The sequence below is a fragment of the Tsuneonella troitsensis genome (assembly GCF_001441535.1).
Lineage (GTDB): Bacteria > Pseudomonadota > Alphaproteobacteria > Sphingomonadales > Sphingomonadaceae > Tsuneonella > Tsuneonella troitsensis.
Genome location: NZ_LMAU01000003.1, coordinates 126,929 through 140,005, shown reverse-complemented (window position 1 = coordinate 140,005; position 13,077 = coordinate 126,929). Strand labels below are relative to the sequence as shown.

The following is a 13,077-nucleotide window of genomic DNA, read 5'->3' as shown; positions in this document are numbered from 1 at the left end:
GATGCAGACCGTCCGTAGCGCCAACGAGGGAGGACGACGTCAGCTGCTCGAACGATTCGGGTATGGCCTCGGGGATGCGGCCGCCAAGGCCGAGGCTGGATGGACGTTGCTCCATGCAGACTTCGCGCCCGGCGTCCCGATCCCGGCCTTGAGTGCTATGGATCCCCGGACGCGCCTTCTCGTCGAGGGCTATCTCGACCGCAGGGCGCGCCTGGACGTCCTGATGGATTCCTGTGACGCGGCCCATCTGCGGATTCTTCAGGAAGGCGCCAAGCCGACGCTTGTGGAGGCGTATGCAGGCGCCCGTGACGCATACGAGGATGCGGTCGAGGACTTCGGCGCCCATCGCGAACGCGTGCAAGAGGCGCTGGCGTCCGCCGCCGCCCTACCCGCGGCCGGTAGCGACGAGTCGCCGTTGGACTGACAACGCGGTGCTGTCAGGCAAACGCTAACCCGTCTCCACTAAGGGCTTGGTGGGTGGAGCGGAGGCTGCGTTGAGACCGATTTCCTACAAGCGGCACCGGTTTCCGCCGGAGGTGATCCGGCATGCGGTCTGGCTCTATTTCCGGTTCACGCTGAGTCTTCGAGACGTCGAAGAACTCCTCGCTCAACGGGGTGTAGAGGTCAGTTATGAGACCATCCGGTGCTGGACGCTCAAGTTTGGCCAGTTGTTCGCGCACAATCTCAGACGGTCACGACCAAGGCCCACCGGTCGATGGCACCTCGACGAGATGGTGGTGAAGATTGGCGGCAAGCGGATGTTCCTCTGGCGAGCCGTCGACGACGAAGGCGAGGTGCTGGACATGCTGGTTCAGGAACGCCGCAACAAGGGCGCAGCCCTTAGGCTGCTTCGGAAACTGCTGAGAAACCAGGGTGTCCGACCCGAGACGATCGTCACCGACAAACTCGCCTCGTACCGCGCCGCAGCCCGGGATCTGGGACTGACCAGCCGCCACCAGCCCGGCGGGATGCGTGAGAACAACCGGGCCGAAAACTCCCATCTCCCGATCCGCCGGCGGGAACGAAAGCAGCAGAAATTCAAGTCCAGGGCGTCAGCCCAGAAGTTCCTCGCCACCCACGCCGCCGTCTACAATGTCTTCAATCTCCAACCCCACCTGATCCGCCGGCCGACCCTCCGCCTCTTCCGAGCCGAGGCGCATAGCACGTGGGCGGCTGCGACCGCTGCTACTTGATCTCTATGGCGGAGTAGGGGGCTTTGCGACCCTGGCGAGTTAAGCTGACAAGACCCTATTCATGCAATGCGTCGACGTTGCGTACGTCGATGCCCATGCCTCGAGGTGGCCCCATGACATACGAATTCCGCCGTATGTCGGTGCCATAGCTGCGCGCAGACCGCAATTCGCTCTGAGCCAAGCATATGTCGCATCCGATTGTGGGCCGCAGTCAGAATGTCCGGCTTCAAGTGAACTAGATAGACATTTGAATGTCCGCAATTAGGGCGCAAATCTGCCATTAGTGCCGCACGGTCCACCAGTCCGGCCAGCGAACCTTTTCCGGCGTTCGTGCACTCTTCCAAACCTCTCTCTGCTCTTCGAATGACAGCTGCCTCCCCCCAAGTCGCGCCAGCGCGGCCTCGACGACCCAGGGATTGATCTCCCAGCGGACCCTTGCCTCGTCCGTCGGATACTTCAGCCGGGCGAGGTCGAGCGTGTCGAGGATCCCATCGGCTCCGCTGCCCACCGCTTTCCAGACGATTTTCGTGGGCCCAACATACTCGTTGCTCGTTTTGGCGCGCGCCGTCTCGATCGCCTCGAGCGACGCGCGAGCAGCCGTGCTGTCGCCGGCGAGGCCCTTCTGTGTGAGCTGGAGCAGGAACGCCTCGGCGGCGGTGACCCGCCGTTCGCGACCGTCCTCGCGTACAGTGACCATCTGCCCCAATAGGCCGTCATAGGGTATCTCTCGGCGGCGGTTGCGGGGCCGACCTTTCGGATTTCCTGACTGGCCCTTTCGGAAGCGCGAGGTCTTGGGAGGCCGGGCGTACCCCACCGCATCTTCCTCCATATTCACGCGATCCTCCCGCGCGGCCAACGGAGCTTTTCAGCATCGAACGTGAAGGACTTAATGTTCTCGACGTCCCTGGGAGAGATCTTCTTGCGTCCCGGGCGGCTGAGCGCCGCTTGCGTCGCCCAAGTTTGTACCTTCATGCGGCCCTTGAACCCGGGATCGTCGGTCGCGATGCGGAGAATGCGAAGCGCCTCATTCGCATTGTCCGAGCAGTGATGAAGCTCAACCTTTATTGGACCCGTTCGAGGCGGCGATTTACTGGCGAGTGCCGCTTCACGCTTCTCTATCATCTTGAGCACCTTGCGGATCGCCATCCTGCTGCCTTTGAGTGCGGCTTGGTATGTTTGCAGCTGGAGCGCCTCGTCGACCGTCAGCTCGCGCTCGACCCCGCCCTGGGTGACGGTCAGCGTCTTGTCGAAGATGATGTCGAACGCCGAGACATGCGGCCGCCGCTTCTTCGGTCGGCCTGCGGGATTGCCCGATTGCCCGGCACGGAACCGGGTGTCGCCGCCGCGGCTCATGCCGCCTGCTCCTGGTCCGCTCGGCAAACGAGAACGGCAGTCCTGCCGGTGATCTTCTCCCAGCGCTCGATCGCGACATCGACATAGGCTGGATCGATGTCGAGCCCGCGGAACTTGCGCCCCACCCGCTCAGCTGCGACCAGGCTGGTGCCCGAGCCAAGGAAGATGTCGAGTACCAGTTCGCCCTGGCGGGTCACGTCGCAGATTGCGTCGGCAACCATCGCGACCGGCTTTACAGTCGGGTGCAGCTCGAGATCTTCCCGCCGGCTGCCGCGCATCGAGTTGACCGAGGCGTAGTCCCACACGTTGGTGCGGTTGCGGCCATGCCGCCCGAGCTCGACGTTGTTGGTGTGGCTGGCGTCGCCCACGCGGTAGACAAACACCATCTCGTGCTTGGAGCGGTAGAGCGAGCCCATGCCGGCGTTGCTCTTGTTCCACACGCAGATGTTGAGGAGCGCGTTGTAGACCGCGCTTCCGACCACGCTGACATCGTCGAGATGGCGCCAGTCCATGCACACGAAGTGGACCGCGCCCCCGCGCGACACCCGCTCGCAGGCCGACAGTGTCTCACGCAAGAATATGCGGAAGGCGTCCGTGGTCATCTCACCCGAGGCCATCGCGAACTCGCGGTGGCGTCCTATGGCATTGGCGTGACCGTTGATCTTCACATTGTACGGCGGGTCGAGGAACGCGGCATCGACCCTCTGGCCTTCGCCGACGACCGATTGGAGGAAAGCAAGATCGCGCCCGTCGCCGCAGCCGATGCGGTGTTCGCCCAGCTGCCAGATGTCGCCGGGGCGAGCGCGCGGTTCGACCAGCATCGCGGGAATAACCTCCTCGTCGGGATCGACCGTCTCGCTGAGCACGACGTCGATCTCGCCGGTACTGAACCCGGTCAGGCCGAGATCGATCTCGAACTCGGGCAATGACAGGTCTGCAAGCTCGAGCTTGAGGATCTCGACGTCCCAGCCGGCGTTAAGCGCGATCTTGTTGTCGGCCAAGCGCAGCGCCTTCTTCTGCGCTTCGGTAAGCCCTGCGAGTTCGATCACCGGCACCTCGGCCAGCCCCGCCTGCTTTGCCGCCAGCAGCCGTCCATGACCGGCGATCAGCCGTCCCTCGGGATCGGCGAGGATCGGGTTGGTGAACCCGAACGCCTCGATCGAGGAGACGATCTGCTCGATTTGCCGCTTGGGATGGGTCCTCGCGTTGCGCGGATCAGGGATCAGGCTGGCGGTCGCCTTGTAGACGACGGCGAGCGGGCGATGGGTAGCGGCGGCTACCTCCTGGGGTTCAGTCACCATGCCGAGTACATTACCGGAACATCGGCGCGATTCCCAAGGGGCGCCGGCGGATTTTATCCCCAAAGAACTGCCCAGCCTCTTTCGACTGGACTGTCCCTGAACTCCGAGCATTGCTGGTCCTCGCCCGCGACGCGGGCTCGTGCCGGTAGCGGCGAGCTTTCTCGCCGCACGTACCGGAGAACGAAGATGACCAATACCGACAACCTCGCCCCGAAGCGGCAGCGCCGCATGGCGCGCGAGCCTCAGCCGCAAACCGGCTCATCGACCACCGAAGAGTCGTTTTTCGCTCGCGAGCCCAAGCCATCCAAGCTCGACCTGCTGCAGGCAATGCTCGTTCGGGACGGCGGCGCCAGTATCGCCGAGATCATGCTCGCAACCGCATGGCAGCAGCACTCGGTGCGCGGCGCAATGGCAGGCGCGCTCAGGAAGCGGGGTCTTGCGATCACCAGCGAGAAGATCGACGGCACGCGCCGCTACCGCGCGAGCAAACCGTCATGAGCGGCGCTGTCACTGTCGATCGTCTGGTTGCCGAAGTCGGTCGGATGGACCTCGACCAGCTTCGCACACTGTGGGGGGAGCGCTACGGCGCACCCCCACCGCTTCGCTCGGTGCCGATCATGCGCCAGCTGCTCGCATGGCGCCTGCAGGCCGAGGCGCACGGCGGACTGGATCCTGACACCCGGCGCGCACTGGCGCGAACCGGCAGCGTTGTTGCGGAAGGCAAGCACCTCGGGATCGGCGCGCGGCTCACCCGCAAGTGGAAGGGCCGCGAGGTCGAGGTCGTTGTTGAAGAGAAGGGCTTCCGCTGGAACGACCGCCACTTCCCCAGCCTGTCGGCCGCGGCCACCGCGATTGCCGGGTCGAAGTGGAACGGGCCGAGGTTCTTCGGACTGAGGGACGCCGCATGACCAAGTCGCTCCGCTGCGCGATTTACACCCGCAAGAGCTCGGACGAAGGGCTCGAGCAGTCGTTCAACAGCCTCGATGCGCAGCGCGAAGCGGGCGAGGCCTATGTCCGGAGCCAGGCGCACGAAGGCTGGAAGCTGCTGCCGGCCCGCTACGATGACGGCGGGTTCTCGGGCGGAACCATGGAGCGGCCCGGTCTTCGCAAGCTCCTCGCCGATGTCGAGGCCGGGCTCATCGACGTCGTGGTGGTCTACAAGATCGATCGCCTGACCCGCAGCCTCGCCGACTTCGCGCGGATCGTCGAGCTGTTCGACAAGCGCGAAGTCAGCTTCGTCTCGGTGACGCAGGCGTTCAACACGACCTCCTCGATGGGGCGGCTCACGCTCAACGTCCTGCTCTCGTTCGCGCAGTTCGAACGCGAGGTCACCGGCGAGCGGATCCGTGACAAGATCGCTGCCTCGAAGAAGAGGGGCATGTGGATGGGCGGGGTGCTGCCGCTGGGGTACGATCTTCCCGAGGCAGGTTCGCGAACGCTTCGGGTGAACGAGGTCGAGGCGCAGACGGTGCGGCAGATCTATGGCCAATACCTCGAGCTTGGATCCGTCCATGCATTGCAGCGAGAACTCGAGGCCGAAGAGATCCGGTCCAAGCGCCACGTCACGCTCAGCGGCAAGGCCCTCGGCGGCAAGCCGTTCAGCCGCGGAGCCCTGTTCCACCTGCTGCGCAACCGCATCTACCTCGGGCAGATAGTTCACAAGGGCGAGATCCACGAAGGCGGACACGATGCCGTCGTCAGTCCCGAGCTGTTCGACGCTGTGCAGACTGCTCTTGATGGACAGGCGCGGCGTCATCGCGCCTCGACCGAGCGGCGGGTGACAAGGGCGCCGCTCACCGGCAAGCTGTTCGATGCTGCCGGCGAACCCATGAGCCCGACGTTCTCGCAAGGGCGCGGTGGACGGGTCTATCGCTACTACGTCTCGGCATCGCTTCAGCAGGGGGCGGCGCCATCGGACAGCATTACAGTCAGGCGCCTTCCGGCCGGCGACATCGAGCGCATCATCGGCGATGCGATCCAGCGGTGGCTGACGCGGGGAGGGGACCCGTTTGAGCATCTTCGTGCCGCGCGCCTTGCTGGCGGCGGAATCGAGCTCGAGCTCAACGGCCTCGACGCCGAATCGATCGCCAGCCGGTTAGCAGGACAAGAGCGCATCACGCATGCTTCGACCCGCGCCTGCCGGGTGCTGCTGCCGCTGGTCTTGCCGCTTCGGGGCGGACGCCGTCTCGTGATTGCCGGCAGCCGGTCCTCACCGCGGCCCGATCGCACTCTGGTCGAGGCGCTGCGCAGGGCCCACCGGATGCTGTCGCGAGATCGGTCGGGACTTCCCACTATCGAGACGTCACCGCGGTCACCTTATGAGCGCAAGGTACTCCGGCTCGCATTCCTCGCTCCCGACATCCAGCGCGATATTCTCGAGGGACGCCAGCCGCGAACGCTGAACCTCGAGCAGTTGTTGCAGACGAGCATCCCGCCAGGTTGGGCAGAGCAGCGCAAGACCCTCGGATGGCGGTCCGCCAGATAACCCTGTTATGCCGCCGAACAGACCCTGTTCGGGCGATAAACGTCCCTGTTATGGCCGAATAAATAGCCTGTTATGGCGAATATCAGGGAAACGGCATTTTGCTCTTCGTAACCTGCTGATTAGGCGCGCAGTTTGAGCAGGCACTTCGGCCGAAAATCCTGGAATCAGCCTGATTTGGGCCGCAAATTTGCATTTTTCCCTGTTCTTTCCCTGTAATGCAGGGAAACCGAACCGATTACGATCCGCGCGGAGACTGCGCGCGCAAGATGTCCGTGAAAGCCGCGGAGACAGGGCTGGCATTGGCCAGCGGTGACGGATTGGGCCGCGCAAGCTCGCCTGTTCCGCGGCTTCGCGCGGAGACCCTGTTACCAGAGACTGGTGCTGGGGGTGCGTGGCGGAGAGGGTGTCTGCTCCGAGATTTGCCTATGTCATTGTCTGCGCTTACTTTTCCAAAGCCGCTTTTGAGCGGTCCCCACAGTACTCCCCACACCCTTGGTGCGATGAACAGAAGAGGCATCAAATTCTGGGGGAATTCTGTTTTTTTAACAGACACTTCGGGAATGTGGCTTTCCGAAAAAGCCCGGAAAAGGCCCGCAGAAAGCCAGTAACGTATTGGTTCGATGCCTTTTTAGGGACTCGGCACCCAATTTTGGCCCCCTCTGCCGGCGATCGATAAAACTCGCTTTGCGCCCTTAGCGGGCAGCGTGCCCTATCCCATCAAGTGGGTAAACGCACACTCGTTTCGAGATTGGTCGAAATATAACTTGACCGCTGCGATTACCGGCAATATTTCGATCCTCATGGAAATGAGTTCATCCGCTGCCGTCGAGGCGCTTGGCGCCCTTGCGCAGGAGCATCGCCTGGCACTGTTTCGCTTGCTGGTTCAGGCCGGCGATGACGGTATGCCCGCGGGCGCCATTGCCGAGACACTCGGTGTCCCCAATTCGTCCCTGTCGTTCCATCTGGCGCACCTCACGCGCGCAGAGCTGATCCAGCAGCGGCGGCAGGGACGCTCGCTCATCTACACGGCCGACTATGCGGCGATGAGCGCGCTGGTCGCCTACCTCATGGAGAATTGCTGCGGCGGTGCGGCCTGCGCGCCGGCGGCACAATGCGGCGAGGATGCCGCGCAGCCTCAGGAAAGGATTTCCGCATGAAGCGTCTGCATGTCCACGTCGGCGTCACCGATCTGAGCACGTCCATCGGGTTCTACTCGACCCTGTTTGGGGCGGAGCCGACCGTGACGAAGGATGATTATGCCAAGTGGATGCTGGAGGACCCCCGCGTCAATTTCGCGATCTCCTCGGGCAACCACGCTGCCAAAGGCATCGAGCATCTCGGCATCCAGGTCGAAAACGGCGAGGAACTGACCGAGGTTTATGATCGGCTCAAGGCAGCCGATCGTCCTGTACTGGAGGAAGGCGCGACCACCTGTTGCTACGCCAAGTCGGAAAAGAGCTGGATTGCCGATCCGGACGGCATCGTCTGGGAAGCCTTTCTCACCAATGGCGACGCCACAATCTACGGCGATAGCCCCGCACTGGCGGCTCTTTCCACCAATGCCGCCGACGGCGCATGCTGCGCTCCCACCGTGCCCGCTCAAACGGCGAGCTGCTGCGGATGAGCGTCACCATCTACCACAACCCGGCTTGCGGGACGTCGCGCAACACGTTGGCGCTGATCCGCGCAACGGGGACCGAGCCTCAAGTGATCCACTATCTGGAGACCCCGCCAAGCCGGGAGGAACTGGTTTCGCTTATTCGGCGCATGGGCATCGGCCCGCGCGATCTCCTTCGCGAAAAAGGCACGCCCTGCGTGGAGCTTGGGCTTGCGGAGCCGTCGCTCACGGACGATCAACTCATCGATGCGATGATAGAGCACCCAGTCCTGATCAACCGTCCGATCGTGGTGGGCCCGAATGGCGCAAAGCTCTGTCGGCCGTCCGAAGAGGTTCTCTCGGTCCTCGATCGGACACTCGACGCGGTTTTCGTGAAGGAAGACGGGGAGGTTGTGCCCGCCAATGGCTGATGCTGGATTGGCGGCGCGGCCCGCAATGTCGATGTTCGAGCGGTATCTTTCGGTATGGGTGCTGCTCTGCATCGGGGTCGGCATCGCTCTCGGGGCGGCCGTTCCGGGCGCCTTCGCGGCGATAGCCGCTGCGGAGATCGCGCGGGTCAACCTGCCCGTCGCGGTGCTCATCTGGCTGATGATCATTCCCATGCTGCTCAAGATCGATTTCGGGGCGCTCAGTTCGGTCCGGAAGCACTGGAAAGGCGTCGGCATCACCCTGTTCATCAATTGGGCAGTGAAGCCGTTCTCGATGGCGGCGCTGGGCACCTTCTTCATCGGCTGGCTGTTCGCGCCGCTGCTGCCGGCTGGGGAGATATCCTCCTATATCGCCGGCCTCATCATCCTGGCCGCGGCGCCGTGCACGGCGATGGTCTTCGTCTGGTCGAACCTTTGCGAAGGCGAGCCCAATTACACTCTCAGCCAGGTCGCGCTGAACGATCTCATCATGGTGTTCGCCTTCGCCCCCATCGTCGGGCTGCTGCTGGGCGTGGCGTCGATCACCGTGCCTTGGGACACGCTGATGCTCTCAGTTGTGCTTTACATTGTAATCCCGGTTGTGATCGCGCAGCTGATGCGCGCGCGCGTGCTGGCAACGGGCGGACAGCCTGCACTCGACAGATTGCTTGGGGTGCTTGGGCCGATTTCGCTCGTCTCATTGCTGACGACTCTTGTCTTGCTGTTCGGCTTCCAGGGTGAGCAGATCCTGGCCCAGCCGCTAGTCATCGTGCTGCTCGCCGTGCCGATCCTGATCCAGGTCTATTTCAACGCCGGCCTGGCATACTGGCTTAGCCGCAAGTTCGGTGTGGCCTGGTGCGTCGCCGCGCCCGCCGCGCTGATCGGGGCGTCGAACTTCTTCGAACTCGCCGTCGCCGCTGCCATTTCGCTGTTTGGCATCAATTCGGGCGCAGCGCTTGCGACGGTCGTCGGTGTGCTCGTGGAGGTGCCCGTGATGCTCTCCGTCGTCGCCATCGTAAAGCGGTCGCGCGGCTGGTATGAGCGACAAGAAGCGCTCGCCTAGGCCAGACCGCGAACATACGATTAAGGTCCATAGGAACGCGGCACCAGCAGCATTTCCATCCTGGCTCAACGACCACTGGCGGATACCCTTGACCCTGACATGATGTCAGACACCATAAGGTCGCGCATACTGATTCGTTTCGGAGGAGCCGGACATGCACGAGGACCATCATCATCACGACTGCACGCATGGTTCCCGCGCGGTGCCGCAGGGCCAACACGAAGGCGGAATGACGACTGACCCGGTCTGCGGCATGAAGGTTGATAGCCGAACCAGCCCTCATCGGTTCGAGCTCGACGGAAAGCCATACTGGTTCTGCAGTGCGAGTTGTCTGGCAAAGTTCAGCGCCGATCCGGAGCGCTACCTTTCCGGCGCGACTTCGGGAGCTACGACGGCCGATCTCTCGGATGTGCCCGCAGGAGCGATCTGGACTTGCCCAATGCATCTCCAGATCCGCCAGGACGGTCCCGGCACCTGCCCCATCTGCGGCATGGCATTGGAGCCCCTCGAGCCGACACTGGAGGGAGGCCCGAACCCCGAACTCATCGACATGACGCGGCGCTTCTGGGTGAGCGCCGCATTCAGCATTCCGCTTGTCGTTCTGGTGCTCCTTATGGAGATACTCGGCTGGGAAGTGATGCCCATGCGCACGTCCCAATGGGTGCAGCTGGTGCTCGCGGCGCCGGTCGTCCTGTGGGGCGGCTGGCCGTTCTTCGAGCGATTCTGGCAGTCGCTGCGAACACGCAACCTCAATATGTTCACGCTGATCGGGCTCGGGGTCGGGGTCGCGTTCGGCTACAGCGTGGTCGCGACCGTCGCGCCGCAGATATTTCCTCCGGCGCTCCGAACGATGGGCGGCATGGTGCCGGTCTATTTCGAGGCTGCTGCCGTCATCACCACGCTCGTCCTGCTGGGACAGGTTCTCGAGCTGCGCGCACGCTCCGCGACTGGAAAGGCGATCCGCGCATTGCTGGGTCTGGCTCCCAAGACCGCCCGCAAGGTCAACGCAGACGGTACCGAGGAAGACGTTGCGCTGGACCTTGTGCAGGTCGGCGATCTGCTTCGCATCCGGCCCGGCGAGAAGGTGCCGGTCGACGGAACCGTGATCGAGGGCAGGAGCTCAATCGACGAGTCGATGATCAGCGGTGAGCCGGTTCCCGTCGAGAAGGGAGAAGGCGACCGGGTTACCGGTGCCACGGTGAACGGAACCGGCGGTCTGGTCATGCGGGCCGACCGTGTCGGCCGCGACACCATGCTTTCGCAGATCGTCCGGATGGTTGCCGATGCACAGCGTTCGCGTGCACCGATCCAGGCTCTCGCGGACAAGGTTTCCGGCTGGTTCGTTCCCGGTGTGGTGCTGATCGCCATCGCCACCTTCATCGTGTGGAATTTTGTGGGACCCGAGCCGCGCGCCGCGCACGCCCTGGTCAATGCGGTTGCGGTCCTGATCATCGCATGTCCCTGTGCGCTCGGTCTCGCGACGCCGATGTCGATCATGGTGGGCACCGGTCGCGGGGCGACATCCGGAGTGCTGGTCAAGAACGCCGAAGCTCTCGAGCTGACGGAAAAAATCGACACCCTGGTTGTCGACAAGACCGGGACCCTGACTGTCGGCAAGCCGAAGCTGATTAAAGTCCAGCCGACAGGTGGTTTTGACGAGAGCGAGGTTCTTCGCCTGTCCGCCGCGTTGGAACGCGGGAGCGAGCACCCGCTGGCAGCGGCGATCGTGGAAGGTGCGAACGACCGGGGGATCGTGCTGCCGGAAAGTTCCGATTTCGCCTCGGTCACTGGCAAAGGCGTAACCGGGCAGGTGGATGGACGCCAGGTCGCGTTGGGTAACGCTGCTCTCCTGGAAACGATCGGAGCAAACACCGGCCCGCTCGAAAGTCAGGCAGACCAGCATCGTTCAGAGGGCGAAGGCGTCATGTTCGTCGCCGTCGATAGTAAACTCGCCGGCATCGTGGTGGTTGCGGACCCGATCAAGGATAGCGCTGCTGAGGCCGTCGCGGAACTTCGCCAGAGCGGCATCCACGTGGTGATGATGACCGGCGACAACCGCCGGACAGCCGAAGCAGTGGCTCGCCGCGTCGGCATCGACGAAGTAATGGCGGATGTCCTCCCCCAGCAGAAGCAGGCGAAGGTAGAGGAGCTTCGCCGTGCGGGGCGGCGCGTGGCGATGGCTGGTGACGGCATCAACGACGCGCCGGCTCTCGCGGCTGCCGACGTCGGTATTGCCATGGGCACGGGCACCGACGTAGCGATGGAAAGCGCCGCGATCACCTTGGTCAGGGGCGATCTGCGGGGAATCGTCCGCGCGCGGAAACTCAGCCGCGCGACCATGGCCAATATCCGGCAGAACCTGTTCTTCTCTTTCGTGTTCAACGCCGCGGGGGTGCCGATCGCAGCCGGGGTTCTGTACCCGTGGTTCGGTCTCCTGCTGAGCCCGATCATCGCAGGCGCGGCGATGGCGTTCAGTTCGGTGGCGGTCATCGGCAACTCGCTGCGCTTGCGGAGCGCTCGCCTGTGAAGATTGGCGAAGCCTCGAACGCGTCCGGCGTCAGCCAGCGGATGATCCGGCATTACGAGAAGGTGGGTCTGATCCCCGCTGCCGCGCGGCGGGATTCCGGGTACCGGGACTATGATCGGACAGACGTTCACACGCTCGCATTCATCGGACGGGCTCGCGACCTTGGCTTCGGTATCGAGGAAATACGGCAGCTGCTGGGGCTCTGGCAGGATCGCAGCCGCGCCAGTGCCGAAGTCAAGGCACTTGCTCTGGCCCGGGCGGCCGAATTGAAGGCCAAGTCTCGGCAGCTGGATTCGATGCGCCGATCGCTCGAGCGCCTGGCCGCCGAGTGTCACGGCGATCAAATGCCCGATTGCCCCATCCTCGATGACCTTGAGTCCGTGGGATGATGCAGGCCATGGGGACAACCACAGAAAGCCGGCGTGTACCTTCGACCCGACAAGAAAATTGACCCCAGTTCCGCCCGAGCCTAGGACAAATTCCTGATGCTCCGCCGACTCCATCTCATCCTGGCTGCGCTAGCCATGCTGGTCGCACCGCTCGCGATGCAGTCCGGCATGGCCATGGCGGCGATGCCTATGGATCATCGTGAGATGGCGCAGGCAGGGCACTGCGGTGACGAGGATTCCAGCGGCGAAGACGAGCCGGGCGCGATGACCCAGTGCTGTGTCGCGATGTGCTCGGTCGTTGCGCCGCTCGGCGCGGCTTCGCTCGAGCAGATCCCCTATCATGCACCCATTCTGGCCGGCTTCCGACCGACCAAGCATCAACCGTTTCTGGCAGAACTTCCCACTCCCCCTCCCAAACTTGCGTGAAATCGTCATTTTTCGATTTCATGGAGTTAGGACAATGAACAAGTTGATGACCGCGGTCGCGCTGGCGATCGCTCTTCCGGGTGTCGCGCACGCCCAGGCTGCTCCCGCGGAGAAGCCGAAGATGGAATGCTGCGAGAAGATGAAGGACAAGTGCGCGTGCTGCGACAAGATGGCGGCCAAGCCCGCCAGCGGCACGGACGCGCCTTCGTCGGACGCGCACGCAGGGCATGACATGACGCCCGCGGCCCCGGCCGACGGTCACGCGCACCACTAGGCACGATTGACTGCCGGCGGGGGCGTTGCTCCCGCCGGCAG

The 13,077-nt window shown here is 63.6% G+C and carries 16 protein-coding genes; 13 read left to right on the top strand and 3 right to left on the bottom strand.

Annotated features, from left to right (window positions below; all coding sequences use genetic code 11):
• The first annotated feature begins 1 nt into the window (after position 1).
• Both AR323_RS07470 and AR323_RS07465 read left to right on the top strand, forming a co-directional pair.
• Entirely contained in the window at positions 2–424 is a 423-nt protein-coding gene (locus AR323_RS07470; RefSeq protein WP_057883341.1) for a hypothetical protein, read from the top strand.
• Between the two features lie 70 nt (positions 425–494).
• A complete protein-coding gene (locus tag AR323_RS07465) occupies positions 495–1,193 on the top strand; it encodes an IS6 family transposase (protein WP_057883728.1) in 699 nt (232 codons plus the stop codon).
• 280 nt (positions 1,194–1,473) lie between these two features.
• On the opposite strand, the gene AR323_RS07460 is transcribed toward AR323_RS07465, so the two are convergent.
• Genes AR323_RS07460 through AR323_RS07450 form a run of 3 tightly spaced genes read right to left on the bottom strand, consistent with a single transcriptional unit; the run spans position 1,474 to position 3,847 of the window.
• Positions 1,474–2,022, bottom strand: coding sequence for a DUF5681 domain-containing protein (locus AR323_RS07460; protein WP_057883727.1), 549 nt, complete (start codon positions 2,020–2,022; stop codon positions 1,474–1,476).
• A 2-nt stretch (positions 2,023–2,024) separates the two neighbouring features.
• The gene (locus tag AR323_RS07455) at positions 2,025–2,546 is read right to left on the bottom strand and encodes a DUF5681 domain-containing protein (protein WP_057883340.1); all 522 of its coding nucleotides are present in this window, start codon (positions 2,544–2,546) and stop codon (positions 2,025–2,027) included.
• Positions 2,543–3,847 (bottom strand): site-specific DNA-methyltransferase, encoded by a 1,305-nt coding sequence (locus AR323_RS07450; RefSeq protein ID WP_083495292.1) that lies wholly within the window; start codon positions 3,845–3,847, stop codon positions 2,543–2,545. Before AR323_RS07450 ends, AR323_RS07455 begins: the two co-directional genes overlap by 4 nt.
• A 186-nt stretch (positions 3,848–4,033) precedes the next feature.
• On the opposite strand from AR323_RS07450, the gene AR323_RS14955 reads away from it, so the two are divergent.
• The 11 genes from AR323_RS14955 (at position 4,034) to AR323_RS07395 (ending at position 13,036) form a co-directional block, all read left to right on the top strand.
• Positions 4,034–4,345, top strand: coding sequence for a DUF3489 domain-containing protein (locus tag AR323_RS14955; protein ID WP_057883339.1), 312 nt, complete (start codon positions 4,034–4,036; stop codon positions 4,343–4,345).
• Positions 4,342–4,755 (top strand): DUF2924 domain-containing protein, encoded by a 414-nt coding sequence (locus AR323_RS07440; protein WP_057883338.1) that lies wholly within the window; start codon positions 4,342–4,344, stop codon positions 4,753–4,755. The genes AR323_RS14955 and AR323_RS07440 overlap by 4 nt, the downstream gene beginning before the upstream one ends.
• Positions 4,752–6,332, top strand: a complete 1,581-nt coding sequence (locus tag AR323_RS07435; protein ID WP_057883337.1) for a recombinase family protein — start codon at positions 4,752–4,754, stop codon at positions 6,330–6,332. Before AR323_RS07440 ends, AR323_RS07435 begins: the two co-directional genes overlap by 4 nt.
• A gap of 806 nt (positions 6,333–7,138) precedes the next feature.
• A complete protein-coding gene (locus AR323_RS07430) occupies positions 7,139–7,489 on the top strand; it encodes an ArsR/SmtB family transcription factor (protein WP_057883725.1) in 351 nt (116 codons plus the stop codon).
• Positions 7,486–7,956: an ArsI/CadI family heavy metal resistance metalloenzyme gene (locus AR323_RS07425; protein ID WP_057883336.1), complete on the top strand. Its 471-nt coding sequence runs from the start codon at positions 7,486–7,488 to the stop codon at positions 7,954–7,956. The genes AR323_RS07430 and AR323_RS07425 overlap by 4 nt, the downstream gene beginning before the upstream one ends.
• The gene (gene arsC, locus AR323_RS07420) at positions 7,953–8,360 is read left to right on the top strand and encodes an arsenate reductase (glutaredoxin) (protein WP_057883724.1); all 408 of its coding nucleotides are present in this window, start codon (positions 7,953–7,955) and stop codon (positions 8,358–8,360) included. Before AR323_RS07425 ends, arsC begins: the two co-directional genes overlap by 4 nt.
• Positions 8,353–9,420 carry an ACR3 family arsenite efflux transporter gene (gene arsB, locus AR323_RS07415; RefSeq protein ID WP_057883335.1) on the top strand — a complete coding sequence of 356 codons (1,068 nt, stop codon included), beginning with the start codon at positions 8,353–8,355 and terminating at the stop codon, positions 9,418–9,420. The genes arsC and arsB overlap by 8 nt, the downstream gene beginning before the upstream one ends.
• Positions 9,421–9,574: 154 nt before the next feature.
• Positions 9,575–11,947 carry a heavy metal translocating P-type ATPase gene (locus AR323_RS07410; protein ID WP_083495290.1) on the top strand — a complete coding sequence of 791 codons (2,373 nt, stop codon included), beginning with the start codon at positions 9,575–9,577 and terminating at the stop codon, positions 11,945–11,947.
• Entirely contained in the window at positions 11,944–12,336 is a 393-nt protein-coding gene (gene cueR, locus AR323_RS07405; RefSeq protein ID WP_057883334.1) for a Cu(I)-responsive transcriptional regulator, read from the top strand. The genes AR323_RS07410 and cueR overlap by 4 nt, the downstream gene beginning before the upstream one ends.
• A 96-nt stretch (positions 12,337–12,432) precedes the next feature.
• On the top strand, positions 12,433–12,762 hold the full coding sequence (locus AR323_RS07400; RefSeq protein ID WP_057883333.1) for a hypothetical protein: 330 nt from the start codon (positions 12,433–12,435) through the stop codon (positions 12,760–12,762).
• 34 nt (positions 12,763–12,796) lie between these two features.
• Entirely contained in the window at positions 12,797–13,036 is a 240-nt protein-coding gene (locus AR323_RS07395; protein WP_057883332.1) for a hypothetical protein, read from the top strand.
• Positions 13,037–13,077 lie beyond the last annotated feature (41 nt).